Source organism: Microbacterium sp. W4I4, assembly GCF_030816235.1.
Classification (GTDB): Bacteria; Actinomycetota; Actinomycetes; order Actinomycetales; family Microbacteriaceae; genus Microbacterium.
The window spans coordinates 3,671,997-3,692,722 of the sequence record NZ_JAUSXT010000001.1 but is presented as its reverse complement, the minus strand read 5'-3'; the positions used below and the strand labels follow the sequence as shown (position 1 = coordinate 3,692,722).

General features: G+C 69.8%; 19 protein-coding genes. 4 read left to right on the top strand and 15 right to left on the bottom strand.

Translation table 11 applies throughout. The features are described 5' to 3' along the window. Positions 1 to 16: 16 nt before the first annotated feature. The 4 genes from QF046_RS17535 to rsmA form a co-directional block, all read right to left on the bottom strand. Entirely contained in the window at positions 17 to 1,801 is a 1,785-nt protein-coding gene (locus QF046_RS17535) for an ABC-F family ATP-binding cassette domain-containing protein (protein WP_307372310.1), read from the bottom strand. A 76-nt stretch (positions 1,802 to 1,877) separates the two neighbouring features. Next, positions 1,878 to 2,804, bottom strand: a complete 927-nt coding sequence (locus QF046_RS17530; protein ID WP_307372307.1) for a 4-(cytidine 5'-diphospho)-2-C-methyl-D-erythritol kinase — start codon at positions 2,802 to 2,804, stop codon at positions 1,878 to 1,880. A 10-nt stretch (positions 2,805 to 2,814) separates the two neighbouring features. Further along, on the bottom strand, positions 2,815 to 3,882 hold the full coding sequence (gene mgrA / locus QF046_RS17525) for an L-glyceraldehyde 3-phosphate reductase (protein WP_307372304.1): 1,068 nt from the start codon (positions 3,880 to 3,882) through the stop codon (positions 2,815 to 2,817). A 22-nt stretch (positions 3,883 to 3,904) separates the two neighbouring features. Next, entirely contained in the window at positions 3,905 to 4,756 is an 852-nt protein-coding gene (rsmA, locus tag QF046_RS17520) for a 16S rRNA (adenine(1518)-N(6)/adenine(1519)-N(6))-dimethyltransferase RsmA (RefSeq protein WP_307372301.1), read from the bottom strand. A 61-nt stretch (positions 4,757 to 4,817) separates the two neighbouring features. Here rsmA and QF046_RS17515 point away from each other — a divergent pair, with 61 nt between their 5' ends. After that, positions 4,818 to 6,101, top strand: coding sequence for an MFS transporter (locus QF046_RS17515; RefSeq protein WP_307372298.1), 1,284 nt, complete (start codon positions 4,818 to 4,820; stop codon positions 6,099 to 6,101). Here QF046_RS17515 and QF046_RS17510 read toward each other — a convergent pair. Beyond that, a complete protein-coding gene (locus QF046_RS17510; protein WP_307372297.1) occupies positions 6,095 to 6,679 on the bottom strand; it encodes a GNAT family N-acetyltransferase in 585 nt (194 codons plus the stop codon). The two genes, QF046_RS17515 and QF046_RS17510, sit on opposite strands and share 7 nt — an antisense overlap. A gap of 111 nt (positions 6,680 to 6,790) precedes the next feature. On the opposite strand from QF046_RS17510, the gene QF046_RS17505 reads away from it, so the two are divergent. Continuing rightward, a complete protein-coding gene (locus QF046_RS17505) occupies positions 6,791 to 7,960 on the top strand; it encodes a MarP family serine protease (protein ID WP_307372294.1) in 1,170 nt (389 codons plus the stop codon). 7 nt (positions 7,961 to 7,967) lie between these two features. Here QF046_RS17505 and QF046_RS17500 read toward each other — a convergent pair whose 3' ends face one another. The 4 genes from QF046_RS17500 to rsmI form a co-directional block, all read right to left on the bottom strand. Then, on the bottom strand, positions 7,968 to 8,843 hold the full coding sequence (locus QF046_RS17500) for a TatD family hydrolase (protein WP_307372290.1): 876 nt from the start codon (positions 8,841 to 8,843) through the stop codon (positions 7,968 to 7,970). Positions 8,844 to 8,854: 11 nt separating this feature from the next. Next, a complete protein-coding gene (gene metG, locus QF046_RS17495) occupies positions 8,855 to 10,468 on the bottom strand; it encodes a methionine--tRNA ligase (protein ID WP_307372287.1) in 1,614 nt (537 codons plus the stop codon). A 342-nt stretch (positions 10,469 to 10,810) separates the two neighbouring features. Then, positions 10,811 to 11,419, bottom strand: coding sequence for a class I SAM-dependent methyltransferase (locus QF046_RS17490; RefSeq protein WP_307372286.1), 609 nt, complete (start codon positions 11,417 to 11,419; stop codon positions 10,811 to 10,813). A 122-nt stretch (positions 11,420 to 11,541) separates the two neighbouring features. Further along, complete coding sequence (rsmI, locus tag QF046_RS17485; protein WP_307372283.1) at positions 11,542 to 12,357, bottom strand: 16S rRNA (cytidine(1402)-2'-O)-methyltransferase; 816 nt, start codon at positions 12,355 to 12,357, stop codon at positions 11,542 to 11,544. 22 nt (positions 12,358 to 12,379) lie between these two features. Between rsmI and corA the strand changes: the two genes are divergently transcribed. After that, complete coding sequence (gene corA / locus QF046_RS17480; RefSeq protein WP_307372281.1) at positions 12,380 to 13,357, top strand: magnesium/cobalt transporter CorA; 978 nt, start codon at positions 12,380 to 12,382, stop codon at positions 13,355 to 13,357. A 16-nt stretch (positions 13,358 to 13,373) separates the two neighbouring features. Continuing rightward, positions 13,374 to 14,939, top strand: a complete 1,566-nt coding sequence (locus tag QF046_RS17475; protein WP_307372279.1) for a dolichyl-phosphate-mannose--protein mannosyltransferase — start codon at positions 13,374 to 13,376, stop codon at positions 14,937 to 14,939. Positions 14,940 to 15,005: 66 nt separating this feature from the next. Here the strand turns inward: QF046_RS17475 and QF046_RS17470 are convergent, their stop codons facing one another. The 6 genes from QF046_RS17470 to QF046_RS17445 form a co-directional block, all read right to left on the bottom strand. Beyond that, on the bottom strand, positions 15,006 to 15,923 hold the full coding sequence (locus tag QF046_RS17470) for a DUF808 domain-containing protein (RefSeq protein ID WP_307372277.1): 918 nt from the start codon (positions 15,921 to 15,923) through the stop codon (positions 15,006 to 15,008). A 61-nt stretch (positions 15,924 to 15,984) separates the two neighbouring features. After that, a complete protein-coding gene (locus tag QF046_RS17465) occupies positions 15,985 to 16,353 on the bottom strand; it encodes a GntR family transcriptional regulator (RefSeq protein WP_307372274.1) in 369 nt (122 codons plus the stop codon). Continuing rightward, entirely contained in the window at positions 16,350 to 17,261 is a 912-nt protein-coding gene (locus QF046_RS17460; RefSeq protein ID WP_307372272.1) for a hypothetical protein, read from the bottom strand. The genes QF046_RS17465 and QF046_RS17460 overlap by 4 nt, the downstream gene beginning before the upstream one ends. 86 nt (positions 17,262 to 17,347) lie before the next feature. Continuing rightward, complete coding sequence (locus QF046_RS17455; protein WP_307372269.1) at positions 17,348 to 19,126, bottom strand: thioredoxin domain-containing protein; 1,779 nt, start codon at positions 19,124 to 19,126, stop codon at positions 17,348 to 17,350. Between the two features lie 68 nt (positions 19,127 to 19,194). Continuing rightward, positions 19,195 to 19,767, bottom strand: a complete 573-nt coding sequence (msuE, locus tag QF046_RS17450) for an FMN reductase (RefSeq protein WP_307372266.1) — start codon at positions 19,765 to 19,767, stop codon at positions 19,195 to 19,197. A 98-nt stretch (positions 19,768 to 19,865) separates the two neighbouring features. Continuing rightward, positions 19,866 to 20,702, bottom strand: a complete 837-nt coding sequence (locus QF046_RS17445) for an aldo/keto reductase (RefSeq protein ID WP_307372264.1) — start codon at positions 20,700 to 20,702, stop codon at positions 19,866 to 19,868. Positions 20,703 to 20,726 lie beyond the last annotated feature (24 nt).

The following is a 20,726-nucleotide window of genomic DNA, read 5'->3' as shown; positions in this document are numbered from 1 at the left end:
ACGGAGAGCGACCGCGTCAGACCTTCTCGCTGAGCTCGAGCCACTGCAGCTCGAGCTCAGCGACCTCGTCCTGCTGCGTCTGGATGCTCTTCATCTTCTCGCCCAGTCCGGCATAGTCCGCCTGGTCGTGCTCGGCCAGCGCGTGCTTGGCCCTGTTGATCTGCTGGGTGAGCTTCTGGATCTTCCGCTCCAGGGCGGAGATCTCCTTCTGTGCGGCGCGCAGGTCAGCGCCGGAGAGTGCGGATGCCGTCTGTGTCGCCGATCGGCGGATCGCCGGGCCCGACGGCGCGGCCGCGCGCAGGCGCAGGTACTCGTCCACGCCTCCGGGCAGGTGGCGCAGGCGGCCGTCCATGACGGCGTACTGCTGGTCTGTGACGCGCTCGATGAAGTACCGGTCGTGGCTGACGATCAGCAGGGTGCCCGGCCAGGAGTCCAGCAGGTCCTCGATCGCGGCGAGCATGTCGGTGTCCATGTCGTTGGTGGGTTCGTCGAGGATCAGCACGTTGGGCTGATCCAGCAGCACGAGCAGAAGCTGCAGCCTGCGCTGCTGGCCTCCGGAGAGCTCCTTCACGCGGGTGGACAGCTGCGCGGAGTCGAATCCGAGACGCTCCAGGAGCTGCCCGGGAGTGAGGTCCTGCGCCTTGGAGCCGGCACCGAAGGTGTACGAGGTGCGCAGGCCCTCGATGACGACGCGCACCGGATCGTTCCAGTGCTTCTCGAGCTCGTCGATCTGCTGGGTGAGCGTGCGCACCTGCACGGTCGTGCCGCGCTTGACGCGACCGCTGGTGGGCTGCACCGTGCCGGCGACCAGCCCCAGCAGAGTGGACTTGCCTGCGCCGTTGACCCCGAGGATGCCGGTGCGCTCCCCCGGCGCGATGCGCCACTCGACGTCCTTCAGCACCTCGACGCCGTCGTAGGCGACGCCCGCGTCGAGCAGGTCCACCACGTCCTTGCCGAGCCGGGAGGTGGCCAGCGACTGCAGCGAGATGCTGTCGCGGATCTCGGGGACGTCGGCGATGAGGGCGTTCGCGGCGTCGATTCGGAACTTCGGCTTCGCCGTGCGCGCAGGGGCTCCGCGGCGCAGCCAGGCGAGCTCCTTGCGGGCCAGGTTCTGCCGCTTCGCCTCGGTCGCAGCGGACATCCGGTCACGCTCGACGCGCTGCAGGATGTATGCCGCGTAGCCGCCTTCGAAGGGCTCGACGATCCTGTCGTGCACCTCCCAGGTGGCGGTGCAGATCTCGTCGAGGAACCAGCGGTCGTGCGTGACGACGAGCAGCGCACCGGAGTTGCGCGCCCAGCGCGTCTTCAGGTGCCCGGCCAGCCAGGTGATCGCCTCGACGTCGAGATGGTTGGTCGGCTCGTCGAGGGCGATGACGTCCCAGTCGCCGGTGAGGAGCGCGGCGAGCGCGACGCGGCGCCGCTGCCCGCCGCTGAGGTCGGTCACGGAGGCGTTCCAGTCGAGATCCGCGACCAGGCCCGAGATCACGTCGCGCACCTTGGCATCCCCCGCCCATTCGTGCTCGGGGGTGTCCCCGACCACGGCCGCGCCGACGGTCAGGGAGTCGTCGAGGGTGTCGGCCTGGTCCAGCACGCCGATCGTCGTGCCGCCGCGCACCGTGACCCGCCCGCCGTCCGGCGCGCGTCGCCCGGCCAGCATCCCGAGCAGGCTCGACTTGCCGTCGCCGTTGCGGCCGACGATGCCGATCCGGTCCCCCTCCTCGATGCCGAGGGTGACCGAGTCGAAGACGATGCGGGTGGGAAATTCGAGGTGGAGCCCTTCGGCCCCGAGAAGATGTGCCATGTCATCTCCAGGCTAGTCCCAGGCCCCTGGACGATCGCACGGCGGCGAAGCACGTCCGCCCGCAGGCTCCCGAATGCTAGACGAGGAGCTGCGCGCCCGGCACCGGGCCGTGCACGTGCAGCGCCTCGTGTCCCGTGGCCTGCAGCTCAGCCTGCACGGTGCGCGCGGCCTCGGGCCCGGCGCAGAGGAAGGCGATCGTCGGACCGGAGCCCGACACGATGCCGGTGAGCGCCCCCATCCGCACGCCGTCCGCGAGCGCATGCTCCAGATCGGGACGATCGAGAACCGCGGCCGCCTCCAGATCGTTCAGCATCACCGGAGCGAGTTCCTGGGCGTCGCCGGCGCGCAGCGCCTGCAGCAGAGCCACCGGCACCTCCAGCAGGCTCGTGGCATCATCCGCGAGCGCGTCGTCGCGCAGCTCGTCGAGACGCCCGTAGACCTCCGGTGTCGACAGCCCCTGCTCGCTGAGCACGAGCACCCAGTCGAAGCGCCCGCGCGCCAGGGCGGGCGTCAGCTCGTCGCCGCGCCCGGTGCCGACGGCGGTGCCGCCGTGCAGGGCGAACGGGACGTCAGCGCCGAGGCGCGCGGCGAGGTCGTGCAGTCCGCGCGGGCCGAGGTCCGTGCCCCAGAGCGCATCGCATGCGACGAGCGCGGCCGCGGCGTCCGCGGAGCCTCCGCCCATGCCGCCCGCGACCGGCACTCCCTTGCGGATGTCGAGATGCACGCCCTCGGTCACGCCGGCGTGCTGCGCGAGCAGCTTGGCCGCGCGCAGCGCCAGGTTCCGATCATCGAGCGGCACCCCGGAGACGTCCACGCTGCCGGAGACCTCCAGCGAGAACCCGTCCGAAGGCGACGCGTGGACATCCTCGTACAGGGACACCGCCTGGAAGACCGTCGCCAGCGCGTGGTAGCCGTCATCACGGCGAGGGCCCACGCCCAGGTAGACGTTGATCTTGCCCGGCGCGCGCACGTGAACGGCGTCCGCGCGTCGTGCCATGCTCACGTCGACTCGCTCACAGGTCGGACGAGACCGACCAGAGGTTCACGTCGACGCCATGGGAGAGCGAGTCGATCGCGGTGAGCTCCTCGTCGGAGAACTCCGGGCCGTTCACCGCCGCGATGTTCTCGTCGAGTTGAGCGGGGCGCGAGGCGCCGATCAGAGCGGAGACCACCACGGGGTCCCGCAGCGTCCACTGCAGGGCCATCTGCGCGAGGCTCTGGCCTCTTTCGGCCGCGATCTCGTTGAGACCGCGCAGCACCGCGAGCCCCTCCTCCGAGAGCGGGCGATCCGACAGCGACCGACGCTTCTGCGCACGGTCGGCTGTGCCGTCGGCGAGGTACTTGTCGGTCAGCAGGCCCTGGGCGAGCGGTGTGAAGGCGATCGCGCCGATGCCCTCGCTGCGCAGGGTGTCGGTGAGGCCGTCCTCGACCCAGCGGTTCAGGATCGAGTAGGAGGGCTGGTGGATGACCAACGGCGTCCCCAGGTCGCGCGCGACGGCCACGGCCGTCGCGGTGCGCTCGGCACTGTACGAGGAGATGCCCACGTAGAGCGCCTTGCCCTGGCGCACCAGGGTGTCCAGCGCCCCGATGGTCTCCTCGATGGGTGTGACGGGGTCGACGCGGTGCGAGTAGAAGATGTCGACGTAGTCCAGGCCCATGCGCGTCAGCGACTGCTCGGCGCTGGCCAGGATGTACTTGCGGCTGCCGAGGTCTCCGTACGGGCCCGGCCACATGTCGTAGCCGGCCTTCGAGGAGATGATCAGCTCATCGCGGTACGGGGCGAAGTCCTCCGCGAAGATCCGCCCGAAGTTCTTCTCGGCGGAGCCGTACGGCGGGCCGTAGTTGTTGGCCAGGTCGAAGTGCGTGATGCCGTTGTCGAACGCGTGACGCAGCAGGGCGCGCTGGTTGTCCATCGGGATGTTGTCGCCGAAGTTCCACCACAGGCCGAGGGAGATCGGCGGCAGGTAGAGGCCGGACGAGCCGACCTGGCGGTACTCGAAGCGCTCGTAGCGGTCGGATGCGGCGGCGTAGGGACGATGGAGCTCTGGCACACCGGGTCGGCGGAGGGGGGTATCGGTCACGATGCCAGGCTAGCCCAACTCGTCAGGCCGGAGCGGGTGCTGCGAGAGCGATGCGGTGGTAGTCGTCGACGCTGAGATCCTCGCCGCGGGCGGTCGGTGCGACCCCGGCGGATTCCAGCACCTCGGATGCCGCCGCGGAGCTGCCGAAGAGGCCCGACAGTGCCTGACGCAGCATCTTGCGCCGCTGGTTGAAGGCGGCATCGACGATCGCGAAGGTGCGCCGGCGCTCGTCCTCGCCGCCCCGCGGTTCCGCATCCCGGTGGAATCCGACCAGCAGGCTGTCCACGTTCGGAACCGGCCAGAACACCTGTCGCGAGACGGTGCCGCGCAGCTGCCACCGCCCGTACCACGCGGCCTTCACGCTGGGGGTGCCGTAGATCTTGGATCCCGGCTTCGCGGCCAGCCGCTCGGCCACCTCGGCCTGCACCATCACGACGCCGCGCTGCAGGCTCGGGAAGGTCTCCAGGAAGTGCAGCAGCACGGGCACGGAGATGTTGTACGGCAGGTTCGCGACCAGCACGGTCGGGTCGTTCGGCAGCGCGGTCACGCGCATGGCATCCGCATCCACCACCGTCAGAGCTCCCTCGGGCACACCGCGCTCGGCGGCCGTCTGCGGCAGGCGCTCCGCCAGGCGATGATCGATCTCGACGGCGGTGACGGAGGCACCGGTCTCGAGCACGCCGAGGGTCAGCGAGCCGAGCCCCGGGCCGATCTCGACGACCCGCTCCCCCGCCTGCACGTCGGCGGCCTGCACGATCTTGCGCACGGTGTTGGCGTCGACGACGAAGTTCTGTCCCAGTTTCTTGGTGGGGGTGACGTCGAGCTCGGCGGCGAGTCGGCGGATCTCGGTGGCGCCGAGCAGTGAGACGGTCATGAGACCATTCTCGCGCATGTCCCTCTGCCGCATGTCCCCGCCCACCCCTAGGATCGACCGGGTGACCGGATTGGGAGAGCTCATCGCACCGAAGCGCCTCGGCCGCGATTTCCGCTGGCTGATGTCGGCGGCGTGGACCAGCAACATCGGCGACGGCATCGCCCTGGCGGCCTCCCCGCTGTTGATCGCGTCGATGACCTCGTCGCCCATCCTGGTCGCCTCGGGCGCCATGCTGCAGTTCCTGCCCTGGCTGCTGTTCGGGCTGCACGCCGGCGCGATCGCCGACCGCGTGGAGCGGCGGATGCTGGTGATGCTCGCGCACGGCATCCGAGCGATCGTCGTGCTGGCGCTGGTCGCGTTCCTCGTGACCGGCACAGCGAACATCGTCATCGTGCTGGCGGTGTCGTTCCTGTACGGCACGGCCGAGGTCTTCGCCGACACCACCAGCAGCACGCTGCTGCCGATGATGGTGGGGCCCGCCGATCTCGGCATCGGCAACGCCCGACTGCAAGCCGGATTCCTGGTCGCGAATCAGCTGGCGGGACCCCCGCTGGGCGCGTTCCTGTTCGCCGTGGGGACCTTCTGGCCGTTTCTCGCTCAGGTGCTGGCCGTCTCCGTCGCGCTCGTGCTGATCTCTCGGATCGCGCGGCAGCCGGTCCCCCCGCGCGCCTCGTCGGCCGGGGAAGCCGCGTCGGAGACGCATCAGCCCGTGCGCCGCGACATCGCCGAGGGCGTGCGCTGGGCATGGCGCAACAAGCCGGTGCGCACGCTGATCATCATCATCCTGGCCTTCAACGTCACCTGGGCGGCGCCCTGGGGAATCCTCGTGCTGTACGCGACCGAGCACCTCGGGATGGGCCCGGTCGGCTTCGGTGCACTGACCACGGCGTCTGCGATCGGCGGGCTGGCCGCCACGATGAGCTTCGGATGGCTGGAGCGGCACGTGTCCTTCGCCACGCTGATGAAGGTGTGCCTGTCGCTGGAGGTGCTCATGCACCTGTCGTTCGCGCTGACCACGAACGGCACCGTGGCGCTGGTGATCATGTTCGGCTTCGGCGCTTACGCGTTCGTCTGGGGCACGATCTCCACGACCGTGCGCCAGCGCCTGGTGCCGCACGATCTGCAGGGCCGGGTCGGCTCGGTGAACATGGTCGGCGTCTTCGGTGGCATGGTCATCGGGCAGGCGCTCGGCGGTGTCATCGCACAGGCGTGGGGCCTCACTGCCCCGTGGTGGTTCGCATTCGGGGGCGCGGCGCTCACCCTGCTGCTGATGTGGCGCCAGATCTCGCACATCGCCGCGGCGAAGCCGGTGCTCGAGGCGGCTGCCGTCGAGGGCGATCAGTAGCGCGCGAGGCGGCCGTCCAGTCCGTTGCGCACCGCCGGCCATTCGTGCGGCAAGATCGAGTACGCCGCGGTGTCCCGCAGTGACCCGTCCGGCAGGATGCGGTGGTTGCGGAGGATGCCGTCCAGCTTCGCTCCGAGGCGCTCGATCGCTGCCCGCGACTGACGGTTGTGGAAATGGGTCATCAGTGTGACGGCGATCGCGTCGCAGCGCTCGAAGGCGTGCGCCAGCATGAGCCGCTTCATCGCCGGGTTGACCTCGGTGCCGTGCGCGTCCGCGCCGATCCAGGTGTAACCGATCTCCACGCGGCGGTTCGGCTGATCGATCCCGCAGAACGTGGTCATGCCGACGGTCTCGTCCGTACTGAGGCGTCGGACGGCGAACGGATTCATGCTTCCCGCGTCGCGCGCGGCGAGACGGCGGTCGATCTCCGCGGACAGGCCGTCGGCGGTGGGGACCGAGGTGTACCAGGCGTGCGTCAGCGTCGACGCTGCGCGGCGCAGGTCCTCCCCGTGCTCATGCCCGAGCGGTTCGAGCCGCACGTGGTCGTCTTCGAGGGTGATCTCGTCGAGGAAGCGCATCCGATCAGGATAAGCGAGGCTCCCGCCGCGTGAGCGCGGCCGGATGGTCGGCGAGCGCACAGACCGGCTCGATAGGCTCGCGGCCTGCGGCGACGGAAGGGGCAGAACGGAATGATCGTCGACATCATCGTGATCGTGATCCTCATCGTGGCCCTCATCGCAGGGTTGCAGCGCGGGCTGCTCACCGGGCTGGGTTCGATCCTCGGGCTGATCGCCGGCGGCATCGCGGCGTTCTGGCTCATGCCTCTGGTGAGCGGCTGGGTGCCCTGGCAGGGCTGGCGAACGGTCGCCGTGATCGTCGTCGGTGTGGCGCTGCTCGCGCTCGGCCTGACGATCGGCGAGGGCATCGGCGCGCTGATGCGCCGTGGTGTCGATCGCACGCGCCTGCGCGGTGTGGAGCGCCTGCTCGGCGGCGTCGTCAACGTCGTGGCGGCCGCGCTCACGCTGATGCTCGTCGCCCCCACCGTCGCATCCGTGACCCCGCCCGCGGTGTCGACCTCGATCGCGTCGTCCCGTGTGCTGCAGGAGCTGGATCGGCTCACTCCCGCGCCCGTGAGCGGACTGATGGCACAGGTGCGGACGGCTGTCCTGAGCGGCGGTGTTCCCGAGCTGAGGCTGCTGCTGGACTCCGGCACGACGACGCTCGAGCCGCCGGTGCCCCTGGACGACCCCGATCTGCAGGCCGCCGCCGCGTCCGTCGCGCGCATCTCGGGGATCGCCTATGCATGCGGTGTGGGGTCTTCCGGAACAGGTTTCGTCATCGCGCCGGACCGGGTGGTGACCAATGCGCACGTCGTCGCCGGGGTCGACACCCCGATCGTCGAACTCCCGAACAGGTCCGCGCGGGAGGGACGGATCGTGTACTTCGATCCGATCGACGACCTCGCCGTGATCGCCGTCGACGATCTGCACGGCACTCCGCTGAAGGTGGCCCCGGTGCTGCCTGCGGGCGCGGCTGCGGCGATCGAGGGATATCCGTACGGCGGCCCATTCCGCAGCGTCACCGCCGGTGTGCTGTCGGTGGGCACCGTGCAGGTGCCGGACATCTACGACCGATCCAGCGCGCCGCGCGACGTCTACTCGCTCGACGCGCAGGTGGTGCCGGGCAACTCCGGCGGCCCGCTGCTGGCGGAGGACGGCACGGTCGTCGGCGTGGTCTTCGCCCGCGGAACCGACCAGGCCGACCGCGGCTATGCGATGACCAGCACCGAGCTCACGCCGGTTGTCGACCGCGCCGAGCGGATGGATGACTCCGTGGCATCCGGCCAGTGCGCCGGTTGACCGCTGCTCAGTCGAACGAGCCGTACACGGCGACCGTGTTCGCAGCGAGCTGCCGGCACAGTTCGTCCACCTCGAGATCCAGCTCGGCGGCCATGAAGCGCACCGTGAGCGGCACCAGGTAAGGCGCGTTCGGGCGTCCGCGCAGCGGCACGGGCGTCAGGAAGGGCGCATCCGTTTCGACAAGGATGCGATCCAGCGGCGTCACCGCGAGCGCATCGCGCAGGTTCTGGGCGTTCTTGAACGTGACGTTGCCTGCGAAGGACAGCCAGTACCCGGCATCCGCCGCGATCCGCGCCATGGCCTCATCGCCCGAGAAGCAGTGGAACACGGTCCGCTCCGGGGCGCCGACCCTGGCGAGGGTCTCCAGCACGTCGTCGTGGGCATCTCGGTCGTGGATCTGCATGGCGATGCCGTGCTTCTTCGCCAGCGCGATGTGCGCCTCGAAGGACTCGTGCTGTGCCGGGCGGCCCGGCTCATCGGTGCGGAAGTAGTCCAGGCCGGTCTCGCCGATCGCCCGAGTGCGCGAGTGCGCGGCGAGCTCGTCGATCACCGCGATGGCCTCGTCCAGGCGCCCGTCGGCCGCGTAGATCGGCGCGTCGTTGGGGTGGATGGCGACGGCCGCGAGCACGCGGTGATCGGATGCCGCAGCCTCCACCGCCCAGCGGGACGCCTCGATGTCTCCCGACGCCTGCACCACCCCGGCGATCCCGACGGCCTCGGCCCGGTCGAGCTGCTCGCGCAGGCTCAGCGGTTCGACGCCGTCGGTGATCTCGAGGTGGCAGTGGTTGTCGTAGACCGGGACCGTGAGCGGCTCGGGAGCCGCAGGGTAGCGCAGGTCCTTGCGTCCCTCGGCGGGGCGCTCGCGCATGTAGGTCTCGGTCATGACGGTACGACTCAGGCGGTCTGCTCCACGCGCGGGAACAACGGCGCGAGCGGGGAGACCGTCGCGCCCGGCTGGAGGATGCCCCAGGTGCCGGCCTCGCGGATCGGCTGCGCGGCGAGCGCACCCAGCGAATCCTCGGCGCCGAGCGCGTTCCAGAGCGTGCCCGTGGACTGCGGCATGACCGGCGAGAGCAGCACGGAGAGCGCCCGCAGGCCCTCGGCGCAGGTGTACAGCACCGTGCCCAGGCGCGCGCGCTTGTCCTCATCCCCGCCATCGGCCTGCTTGGCCAGCGCCCACGGCTCGTTGTCGGTGATGTAGCCGTTGAGCTCGTCGACGATCGTCCAGATCGCGTGAATGGCCTCGTCGATGCGGAAGACGTCCATCGCGGCATCCGCACGGGTCACGGCATCCGCCACCGTCTTCTGGATCGCGCGGTCCTGCTCGGTGTACTCGCCAGGGGTCGGCACGACGCCGTCGAAGTACTTCTCGACCATCGCGACGGTGCGCGAGGCGAGGTTGCCGAAGCCGTTCGCGAGCTCGGCCTGGTAGCGGGCGGAGAGGTCCTCCCACGAGAACGAGCCGTCCTGGCCGAACGCGATCGCCGACAGGAAGTAGAACCGATAGGCATCCGATCCGAACACGTCGGTGATCTCGGTCGGGGCGATACCCGTGAGCTTGGACTTGGACATCTTCTCGCCGCCGACCAGCAGCCAGCCGTGCGCGAAGACGCCCTTGGGCACCTCGAGGCCCGCGGCCATCAGCATCGCCGGCCAGATCACCGCGTGGAAGCGCAGGATGTCCTTGCCGACCACGTGGTACGCGGGCCAGCGACGTTCAAACTCGCTCTGGGTCCCTGAGCCTGTCGAAGGGTCCTCGCCGTAGCCGACCGCGGTGGCGTAGTTCAGCAGCGCGTCGACCCACACGTAGATGACGTGCGACTCGTCCCACGGCAGCGGGATGCCCCAGTCGAAAGCCGAACGGGAGATCGACAGGTCCTTCAGCCCCTGGCTGACGAAGGAGACGACCTCGTTGCGCGCGGAATCAGGGCGCACGAAGTCGGGCTGCGTCTTGTAGAGCTCGAGCAGGCGGTCCTGGAACTCGCTGAGCTTGAAGAAGTAGTTCTTCTCCTGCAGCAGCTCCAGTGGCTTGGAGTGGATCGCGCACACCTTCAGGCCCTCGAAGGGTCCGGTGCCGTCGAGGATCTCCGACTCGGGCTTGAACTCCTCGCAGCCGACGCAGTACAGCGCCTCGTACTCGCCGGCGTAGATGTAGCCGCGGTCGTAGATCGCCTGCACGAACCTCTTCACGCGCTCCTCATGCCGCTCCTGCGTGGTGCGGATGAAGTCGTCGTTGGCGACGTCGAGGGTCTTCAACAGCGGGAACCAGGCCTCGCTCACCAGCTTGTCGACCCACTCCTGCGGGGTGACGTTGTTGGCAGCGGCGGCGCGGAGCATCTTCTGACCGTGCTCGTCGGTGCCCGTCAGCATCCAGGTGTCATCACCGGACTGGCGGTGCCACCGCGCGAGAGTGTCCACTGCGACGGTCGTGTAGCCGTGGCCGATGTGCGGCACGTCGCTGGGATAGTAGATCGGCGTGGTGATGTAGAAGGATTCGCCTGCGGGCATGCTCTCGATTCTAGGCGGGAAGCGGGGACGGGTCTGACTCGTGACTCTTCGTCGGCGGGGCCGGGCGTGCGGATGCTCCCTTCGCTCGCAGAGCGGGTTCCCTCCCGCTGCGCGGGCCCCTCCCGATGCTCGCTCCGGGAACATCCGCACGCCCTCGTCGTAGTGAGGTGGGCGCATGTCCTCGGACGGACGAGCCTAGGTGGGATGGTTCCCGCGGAGAAGCGCAGTTCGCGCGGACGGAATGTGACGATGTGGCCGCGGTTGGCCTCTGCGGACTGCTCACAGTCGTCGCGATCTACCGGATCGTCCGCATCGCGCTCGAACGACGCGGCTGACCGGTCGTCAGACTCGTACTGCGGTCACGGAGGCGTGCAGGCGGGAGCTGACCTCGCCGGGGATGCGGGGGCGGGACTCGGATGCCGTCACCGTGAAGCCTGCCTCGACCAGAAGGTCGGCCATCGCATCCGGGGTCCAGAAGTAGGCGGTCGTGATGGCGTGCGCGAACGGCTCACGCGGGGCGCCCTCGAAGAAGCCGATCAGGATGCCGGCGCCGGGGGCGAGAACGCGGGCGAACTCGGCGAGCACCGCGGGCAGCTGCTCGGGCGGCGTGTGGATCAGCGAATACCAGGCGAGGATGCCGCCGAGCGACGCATCCGGTGCCGGGAGTTCCTCGAAGGAACCGTGCACGAATTCCAGTTCCGGATGCTGTGCCCGCGCGTGCGCGACGAACTGCTCGGACAGGTCGATGCCGAGCACATCGCGGCCGGCGGCGTGCAGGAATCCGGTCCACAGGCCGGGTCCGCACCCGGCATCCAGGATCCGGCCGGTCGTGGCATCCGCCCACCGCCCGATCTCCTGGCGATCGGCATCCGCCAGCCGCGCCACGTCGCCGGCGAGTTCGATGTACTCCGCAGCCCGCGCGTCGTAAGCGCGCCCGACCCCGTCACTCATCCCCCACGCCCCCTCGTCGAGCACACATGAAGTCGTCGAGTGCACCGCTTGTTCGCGCGAAGTTCCCGTGCACTCGGCGAGATGTCGTGCTCTCGACGGGAGGGGGGAGGAGGCGCGCCATGTCAGCGGGCGGCGAGGGCGGCCTGGTACAGGTCACGGGAGGACAGGCCGGTGGCGGCGGCGACCTCGGCGCAGGCGTCCTTGAGGCGCGTGCCGGATGTCACGAGGCGCTGCACCTGCGCGAGGGCGTCGTCGGCGGAGACCGCGACCGGCTCCGCGCCCGAGACCACCACGACGATCTCGCCCTTCACGCCCTGCTCGGCCCATGCCACGAGCTCGGATGCCGTGCCGCGGCGCACCTCTTCGAAGAGCTTGGTGAGCTCGCGGCACACCGCGATGCGCCGTTCGTCGCCGAAGGCGGCGCCCATGTCGGCCAACGACGATGCCAGGCGTGCCGGCGACTCGAAGAACACCATGGTGCGCGGCTCGGTGGCCAGCATCCGCAGCGTCTGTCGCCGGTCCCCGGGCTTGCGCGGCAGGAAGCCCTCGAAGGTGAACCGGTCGGTGGGCATCCCCGAGATGGCGAGCGCCATGAGCACGGCACTCGGACCGGGGATCGCCGTGACGGTCACTCCGCGCTCGACGGCGGCGGCGACCAGCCCGTAGCCGGGGTCGCTGACGGCCGGCATCCCGGCATCGCTGACCACGACGATGTCCTGCTCCACGGCGAGCTCGGCGAGCTCGGCGGCCTTGTGCTTCTCGTTGTGATCGTGCAGTGCGATCAGCCGCGGCCGGTTGGCGATCTTCAACGCCTGCAGCAGCCGCTGGGTGGTGCGGGTGTCCTCGGCGGCGACGATCTCGGCGTTCTCGAGCACCTCGATCAGCCGTCGTGACGCGTCGCCGAGATTGCCGATCGGAGTGGCCGCCAGGATGATCACCGCCCCAGCCTATGCTGATGCCGTGACCGCACCAGCCATCCGGATCCTGAACGCGATCGACGACGACGAGATCCGACGGTTGAAGGCCGCTCAGGAGTTCTTCTGGCTCGATCTCGTCTCGCCGAGCGAAGAGCAGCTCACGCACCTGGGCTCGCTCCTCGGCCTGCACCCGCTCGCGATCGAGGACAGCGTCAAGCAGGGCCAGCGCCCCAAACTCGACGCCTACGACGACACCGCGCTGCTCGTGCTGCAGGCCGCCATCGAGGTGCAGCCGGAGAAGAAGAACACCCATCCCCTCGAGGAGGTGCACTGTCACATCAGCGGCGACTTCATCATCACCGTGCACGGCCCGCGCTTCACGGACCTGGAGCAGGTGAAGACCCTGCTGGGTCGCTCCACCGTGCTGAAGTCCGAGCATTACAAGCTCTACAAGATCATCGACGTCGTCGTGGACAGCTTCTTCCCGGTGCTCTCAGACCTCGATGAGGAGATCAACCGGCTCGAGGACGCCATCGTGTCCGGCGCGGGTCGTGCGGAGCTGGAGACGATCTTCCTGCTGAAGCGGCTTCTGCTGAAGCTGCGGCGGGCGGTCGTGCCGATGCGCGACGTGTTCGCCCGCGAGGTCGAGGTGATCGCCGATCTCGCCGGTCTCGAGAGCGACAGCCATGACTACTTCCGAGACATCTACGACCACCTCATCCGCATCACCGACGAGCTCGACGCGTACCACGAGATGGTCTCCGGCTGCACCGATCTGTACCTCTCCACGGTCGCCAACCGGCAGGGAGAGACCTCGAAGCACCTGACGATCATCGCGTCGGTCTTCCTGCCGCTGTCCTTCCTCACCGGGTTCTTCGGCATGAACTTCGGCTGGGAGGTCTCGCATCTGCTGGAGGGCGTGTGGGCGTTCCTGATCCTGGGACTGGGTTCGATGCTGCTCTCGGCCGGCCTGATGTGGTGGTGGTTCCGCCGCAAGGGCTGGACGGGCTCGGACGGCTGAGCCCTAGGCTGACAGGGTGACTGAGAACGCCTCGCTGCTGCCGCCTGTCGATCGGCGGCCGACGGCATACGAGGCTCTCCGTGATCGGGTTCTCGGCGACCCACGGCTGAACCGGATGCTGGGCTGGTCGGTCCCGGCGCTGATCACGCTCCTCGCTGCCGCCCTGCGCCTGATCAACCTCGCGCATCCGCATCAGATCATGTTCGACGAGACCTACTACGTGAAGGACTCCTGGTCGCTGTGGAACCTCGGCTACGAGGCGAAGTGGGGTGACGGCGCCGACACGCAGCTGCTGACCGGCGACGACTCCGCACTGCAGGCGGAGGGCTCCTTCGTGGTGCACCCGCCGCTGGGCAAGTGGATCATCGCGCTGGGCATGGCCGCGATGGGACCGGGGTCGAGCTTCGGCTGGCGGGTGACGACCGCGCTGCTCGGTTCGCTGACCGTGCTGCTGGTGTACCTGGTCGCGCTGCAGCTGACCCGCTCGCGCACCGTGGCGTCCATCGCCGCGGGTCTGCTCGCCATCGACGGGCTCGGCATCGTGATGAGCCGCATCGCGCTGCTCGACGGCATCCTCACCTTCTTCATCCTTCTCGGCGCACTGTTCGTGCTGAAGGACCGGCAGCGCACCATGCCGCTGCTGGATGCGATCGGCCGGGATGACGACGAGGACGCACCGCTCCGCATGATCGGACCGGTGCTGTGGAATCGCCCGTGGCTGATCGCCGCCGGGGTGACACTGGGCGCGGCATCCGCCGTGAAATGGTCGGGCCTGTACGCGCTCGCGGTCTTCGGACTGCACGTCGTCGTCACCGACGCCCTTGCACGGCGACGGGCGGGGATCGCGCTGTGGCCGACGGATGCCGTGTTCCGCCAGGGTCCGGCATCCTTCCTGCTCCTGGTCGGGCCGGCTCTGCTGACCTACCTGGTGTCCTGGACGGGCTGGCTGGTCACGGCCGGCGGGTACGACCGGCAGTCGGATGCCAACCCGCTGGCCGCGCTGTGGAAGTACCACGAGTCGATCCTCGCGTTCCACGTCGGACTGGCCACGCCGCACCCCTACGCCAGCCCCGCGTGGCAATGGCCGCTGCTGCTGCGCCCGACCGCGATCTGGGTGGGCGAAAAGCCGACCGGATGCGGCACGGACCACTGCATCGCCGTGATCTCTTCGGTTCCGAATCCGATGATCTGGTACGCGAGCGTGGCCGCAGCGCTGTACCTGCTCTACTGGCTCGTGCGCGGACTGATCCAGCGGACCCCGGTCGGGCCCGAGCTCACCTTCTCGCTGGTCGGGCTGATCGCGACGTATGTGCCGTGGCTGCTGGTCGGCGACCGCACGATCTTCCAGTTCTACACGATCACGATGGTGCCGTTCCTCGTGATCGGGCTGGCCCTCGCGCTGCGCGAACTCGCCGGCCGCGCGCCAGCGCCGAGGCATCGGCGCCAGTCCGGACAGCGCACGGTCGTCGTGTATCTGGCCGTGGTCGTGCTCGTGTCGGCGTTCTACTACCCGGTGTGGACGGGCATGAGCGTGCCGTACGAGTTCTGGCTGATCCACAACTGGCTGCCCGGCTGGATCTGATCCGGGCGGCGGATCCGGGGGCACCATCCGGGCGGGGCTCCGTCCGGGCGGTGCTGACTCAGCAGCTCAATGCTGCGCGGCTGCGGGCTTCCGATGCCCCTCCTCGAGGGTGACGCGCTTGCCCAGCATCCGTCCGGCTCCGAGCACGATGCCGACGACGATCAGACCGAGGATGAGCCCGGCCACTGCCGAGATGGCGGTCTCCCCCACCCAGGCGATGACCCCGCCGGCCGGCGCGAGCAGGTCGTGCACGCCGTGCAGCAGGTCGGCCGCCCACGTCCAGCCGACCTCGCCGACGTTGGCGATCACGAGATGACCGCCGACCCACAGCATCGCGACGGTGCCGATCACGCTGATCACGCGGAAGACGCCGGGCATCGAGCGCACGATCCTGGTGCCGGTGTGGCGCACCCGGCGCACCGGGTTCTTCGCCATCGTCAGTCCGATGTCGTCGATCTTCACCAGCAGCGCCACCGCGCCGTAGACGACGCCGGTCATGAGCGCGGCGATCACCGCGAGCACTCCGAGCGTCTGCCAGATGCCCATGCCCGCATCGAGGTTCGCGAGGGAGATGAGCATGATCTCGGTGGAGAGGATCAGGTCGGTGCGGATCGCGCCCCAGACCAGCCGGTTCTCGTCGCGGTCGCCCTCATCGGCGTGGCCGTGACCGAAGCCGAACCATTCGAGCACCTTCTCGGCGCCCTCGAAGCACAGGTAGGTTCCGCCGATGATCAGCAGGTACGGCAGCACCCACGGCGCGAACGCGGTGAGCGCCAGTGCGATGGGGATGATGATGAGGAACTTGTTGACGAGCGACCCCAGTGCGATCTTCCCGACCACGGGCAGCTCCCGCGCCGGGGTGAGACCCTGCACGTACTGCGGTGTGACGGCGGCATCGTCGATCACGACGCCGGCAGCCTTCGCGGACGCCTTCAGGGCGGCGCTGAGGATGTCATCGACAACGGCGAGCAGGCCAACGGACATGCGGGGCTCCCTCAGGTGCGATGGTCGGGCGTCGCGGACTGACGCGCTCCGGGGTGCAAGACTACTGGGAATCGTGCGGGCCACGCGAGCCGCCCCACACCGCGCGCACGGCGCCGAGCGCCTGCTCGAGAGTGAGATCTCCGGCTGAGTCGGCAAAGGCTCGTGCGGCCTCGCGCACGGCATCCGGATACGCGTGGCCTGCTCGCACCCGGGTGCCGCTGGCGCGGCTGGTCTCGACGAGCCCGTCCTCCTCGAGCAGCGCGTAGGCCTTGGCGACGGTGCCCGCCGCGACCCGCAGGTCGCCGGCGAGCTGGCGGATGGAGGGCAGCCGGTGACCGTCTGAGAGCTCGCCGGCACGGATGCCGTCCGCGAGCTGCGAGCGGATCTGCTCGAACGGCGCCACGGCGCTGCGGGGATCGACGGTGATCATCGCACGGTCTCCGGCACGCGCCCGATCCGCTCTCCGATCGTGAAGGCGGCGAGGGCGGCGAGGGTGACGCCGACGATGCTGAGGACGAGGAAGAGGATGCCGGCGCACAGCAGCACCGCACCGAGCACCGACCACAGGACCGGGGTCGTGTCGAGCACCGCGTTGCTCATCGCGCCCCCGGCGATCATGGCGATACCGCCGAGCGAGAACAGAGCGGCACCGATGGCGAGCTTGAGGATCACGGATGCCGACTGCCGACGCCACTGCGCATCGGCATCCGCGTCATCCGGATCGGGGAAGGCGGCGACCGCGCCGATCCGCTGCAGCGCGATGATCGTCGCGGCGACCAGCGCGGCCAACCCGATCAGGGCCGGGATGCCGTAGAACCAGCCGGGGTACGGGCTGCTGGTGGAGGCCGCCAGGGCGGATTCGAAGCGGATCGTGCGCGAGCGGCCCTGATCATCGGTGCTCGCGGTGAGGCCGCAGAAGACGATCACGGCGACGAAGGCGACACCGATCTCCACGCCGGCGAGCAGCCATCGCCGGGGGATCGACGTCCGCCAGGACCGCCGGGACAGTGACGCGGTGCGCGGCTGATCGGCGGACAGGACCACGTCGCGAGGAGGGGTCGCCGTGTAGAGCAGCATTCCGGCGGCCGCGGCGACCAGCGGTGCGACGGCGAGCGGCCAGCCGAGCAGGCCCGGCACGGTGAGCCCGGCGGTCGCGGTCGCGAGGAAGACGACGAGGGCGAAGGCCACCGCGATCACCGCCCGACGGCGCGCGGCGGCGATCACCGGAGCGATCCGCTCGGGCAGCTCGACAGGCCGACGGCGCTGGACGATCAGCCAGACGACGACGACCGCGACGACGATGCCGAGTGCGTAAAGGGTGACGGCGAATCCAGCCATGGTCCCATTCCTTTCGTGTACTACTCGGACAGTACACGAAAGGTGGGCCGTGTATCAAGAGATTGACACAGACGGGTCCATGAGGGTCAGCGCGCGGCGAGGAGATCCCGGGGATCGCTCGTGGGCAGCCGGCACACGAAGTCGCGGCAGTCGTAGGCGACGCCATCGGCTGCGTCCTTGCCCTCGAACAGCTCGAACCCGGCATCCGCGAACCTCCGCGCCTGCACGGGAGTCACGACGGCGACGACATCGGCGTCCGCGCGTCGGACGGCATCCGCCAACTCTCCCGTTCGCGAGCTCACGACGGCGACGACCTGCCGGGGCGCCTGCACGAGCCCCGCCGCGACGCGCAGCACGGCGCCGTAGGCGATCGGATGCTGCAGCGCCCGCCCCACGACCCCCGCCACCAGCTCCTCGGCATGCGCCCGATGCGCCTCCCCCGCGCCCAGCCGCCAGGCGGTGAGGTGCGCGGATGCCATCGCCGACGTGCCCGACGGCAGGTCGCCGTCGCCGTCGTTCGCCGCCGGCACGATCCGCTGCTGGGCCAGCACGGGGTCCTCGAGAGCAGTCGCGTCGAGCACTGAAAGCGCCTGCACGGCCCACACGGCGTCGCCGGTGGCCAGGGCGAGGGCGAACAGTCCGTCGGCCAGCAGCCCGATGTCGGCCGTGGTCGCGACCGCAGTCGCGGTGGTCCCATCGAGCGAGGAGCGCAGCAGTGCGCCCGATTCCGAGCGGTTCACGGTCAGCACATGCGCGGCGGCGGCCGCGGCCGCGTCGACCCACTCCTGCTCCCCCAGTCGGGCACCGGCGCGGGCGAGCGCGCCGATCGCCAGGCCGTTCCAGCCGGTGAGCACCTTGCCGTCCACGGCCGGCGGCTTCAGCCCGCTGCGCCCGACGGCGTCGCGCCGGTAGAAGCCGCCCTCATCGCGCGCCCCGTCGATCCACGACTCGGAGTCCTGCGCCGACCCGAACGCCCCGCCCTTCCGGCGCAGCACCCCGAGCAGGAACCCGGCGATCCCCCGGGCGACGTCCTCTCGATCGGCGTCGAGTGCGACCTCGAGCAGCTGGGCGTTGTCGGTCAGCATCCGCTCGTAGTGGGGAACCGTCCAGTCGCGCTGAGTGGCGTACCGGAAGAAGCCGCCGTCGACGCTGTCGCGCAGCTCGGAGGCGGACATCGCGGTGAGCGCGCGCCTTGCGGCATCCGCTCCCTGGGCCAGCGGATGCTGCAGGAACTGCAGCGCCGTCGCCATCGGGAACTTCGGCGCCCCGCCGAAGCCGCCGAACCCGTGATCCTCGCGGTCGGTGATCGATGCGGCCGCAGCCCGCAGTGCTTGGGCATCCGGCAGGGGCGAATCCGGCGCATGCGCTGCCGCGCGCAGTGCGTCGGCCACCGCATCCGCCGAGGAGAGCACCTCCGAGCGGCGATCGGTCCAGGCCTCCCGGACGGCCGTCAGCACGTCGCGGAACGCGGGCGTGCCGCCGCGCGCCTCGGGCGGCCAGTAGGTTCCCGCGTAGAAGGCGCTGCCCTGCGGGGTGGTGAACACGGTCAGCGGCCAGCCGAGGTTCTGCGTGAAGGCGGATGCCGCGGCCATGAACGCGGCGTCGACCTCGGGATGCTCCTCGCGGTCGATCTTCACCGCCACGAAGCCGGCGTCGATCTGCGCGGCGGTCGCCTGGTCGGAGAACGACTCACGGGCCATCACATGGCACCAGTGACAGGTGGAGTAGCCGATCGAGATCATCAGCGGCACATCGCGCCGGCGCGCCTCCTCGAACGCCTCGGTGCTCCACGGCCACCAGTCGACGGGATTCTCGGCGTGCGCGCGCAGATAGGGGCTGAGAGTGTCGGCGAGCCGGTTCGTCATGGCACCCACGGTACGCCGCGGGTGAGGACGCCAGGGCGGATGCGCCAGGACGGATGCGCCAGGACGGATCAGAAGGCGGCGAGCGCCCGGGGATCGGTCACCGGGGCATAGCCCACCAGCGGCAGCGCTCGCTCGGCCGCGAGGCTGATCCGCGACTGCAGCGCGGGCGCGGCGACCTCGTAGCCGTCGAAGTCGGTGTTGCTGGCGTACACGCCGATCGGCAGCGTCAGCGCCTGGAAGAACGCGAACAGCGGGCGCAGCTGGTGCTCGATGATCAGCGCGTGCCGCTCGCCACCGCCGGTCGCCGCCAGCAGCACGGGCTTTCCGACCAGGGCGTACTGGCCGATGAAGTCGAACAGGTGCTTGAACAGTCCGGTGAACGAGGCGCGGTACACCGGGCTGCCGACGATCAGCAGGTCGGCCTCCTCGATGGCGCGCAGCTGCTCCTCGACGGCCGGTGGCAGGTGGTCGCGACGCAGCGCCCCCGCCAGGCCCGGTCCGATCTCGGTGAGCTCGATCACGTGCACGTCGACGTCGATCCGCTCCGCGACAGCCGCCGCGATGGCGCGCAGCAGAGCCGTGGTCTTGCTGGGCTCGTGCAGGGATCCGGAGACGGCGACGACACGGTAGCGGGCTGGCATGACTCCGACGCTACTGAGCAGAGCGCCCCGCGTCACGGGAAGTGACACGGGGCGTCATGCAGCGGAATGCGGCGACACGTTCGCGCCGCCGGCATCCGTCAGTTCACGTCGTTCGGGTGCGATCCCACGCGGCCCGAGCCGTCCAGCGGGTCCAGTGCGTCGATGGCGGCCATCTGCGCGTCGTCGAGCTCGAAGCCGAACACGTCGAGGTTCTCGCGCATGCGCTCGGCGCGCACCGACTTCGGGAAGACGACGAAGCCCTTCTGCAGGTGCCAGCGCAGCACGACCTGCGCCGGGGTGCGGCCGGTGGCAGCAGCAGCGGCGGCCACGGCATCCGTGCCGAACAGGTCGTACTTGCCCTGGCCGAGCGGGCCCCACGACTCGATGAGCACGCCGTGGGCGGCGGCCCACTCGGTGATGTCCCGCTGCTGGTAGGCGGGGTGCAGTTCGATCTGGTTCACGGCCGGGACGACGCCGGTCGCCTCGACGATGCGGTCCAGGTGCGGGACGAGGTGGTTGGAGACGCCGATCGAGCGGGTCAGGCCGCGCTCGCGGATGCCGATCATCTTCTCCCACGCGTGCAGGTAGTCGCCCTTGGCGGGAGCCGGCCAGTGCACCAGGTACAGGTCGACCTGCTCGAGTCCCAGCTTGTCGAGGCTCTCGGCGATGGCCTTGTCGGGCTCGTCGTCGTGGTGGCGGTCGTTCCACAGCTTGGTGGTGATGAACAGCTCGGAGCGGTCGATGCCGCTCTTCGCGATCGCGGCGCCCACGCCCTCCTCGTTGCCGTAGATGGCCGCCGTGTCGATGTGGCGGTAGCCGGCTTCGAGCGCCTGGCTGACCGCGCGCTCGGCCTCGTCGGCCGGCACCAGGAAGACGCCGTAGCCGAGCTGGGGGATGCTGTTGCCGTCATTGAGTTCGAGAGAGGGGATCGTCATGCCTCCAGCGTAGAACGATCTCAG

Coding starts and splice junctions, on each gene's coding strand:
- QF046_RS17535 (WP_307372310.1), bottom strand. CDS start 1,801: ATGGCACATCTTCTCGGGGCCGAAGGGCTCCACCTCGAATTTCCCACC.
- rsmA (WP_307372301.1), bottom strand. CDS start 4,756: ATGACCGTCTCACTGCTCGGCGCCACCGAGATCCGCCGACTCGCCGCC.
- QF046_RS17510 (WP_307372297.1), bottom strand. CDS start 6,679: ATGCGCTTCCTCGACGAGATCACCCTCGAAGACGACCACGTGCGGCTC.
- QF046_RS17505 (WP_307372294.1), top strand. CDS start 6,791: ATGATCGTCGACATCATCGTGATCGTGATCCTCATCGTGGCCCTCATC.
- QF046_RS17500 (WP_307372290.1), bottom strand. CDS start 8,843: ATGACCGAGACCTACATGCGCGAGCGCCCCGCCGAGGGACGCAAGGAC.
- metG (WP_307372287.1), bottom strand. CDS start 10,468: ATGCCCGCAGGCGAATCCTTCTACATCACCACGCCGATCTACTATCCC.
- QF046_RS17490 (WP_307372286.1), bottom strand. CDS start 11,419: ATGAGTGACGGGGTCGGGCGCGCTTACGACGCGCGGGCTGCGGAGTAC.
- QF046_RS17470 (WP_307372277.1), bottom strand. CDS start 15,923: ATGTCCGTTGGCCTGCTCGCCGTTGTCGATGACATCCTCAGCGCCGCC.
- QF046_RS17465 (WP_307372274.1), bottom strand. CDS start 16,353: ATGATCACCGTCGATCCCCGCAGCGCCGTGGCGCCGTTCGAGCAGATC.
- QF046_RS17460 (WP_307372272.1), bottom strand. CDS start 17,261: ATGGCTGGATTCGCCGTCACCCTTTACGCACTCGGCATCGTCGTCGCG.
- QF046_RS17455 (WP_307372269.1), bottom strand. CDS start 19,126: ATGACGAACCGGCTCGCCGACACTCTCAGCCCCTATCTGCGCGCGCAC.
- msuE (WP_307372266.1), bottom strand. CDS start 19,767: ATGCCAGCCCGCTACCGTGTCGTCGCCGTCTCCGGATCCCTGCACGAG.
- QF046_RS17445 (WP_307372264.1), bottom strand. CDS start 20,702: ATGACGATCCCCTCTCTCGAACTCAATGACGGCAACAGCATCCCCCAG.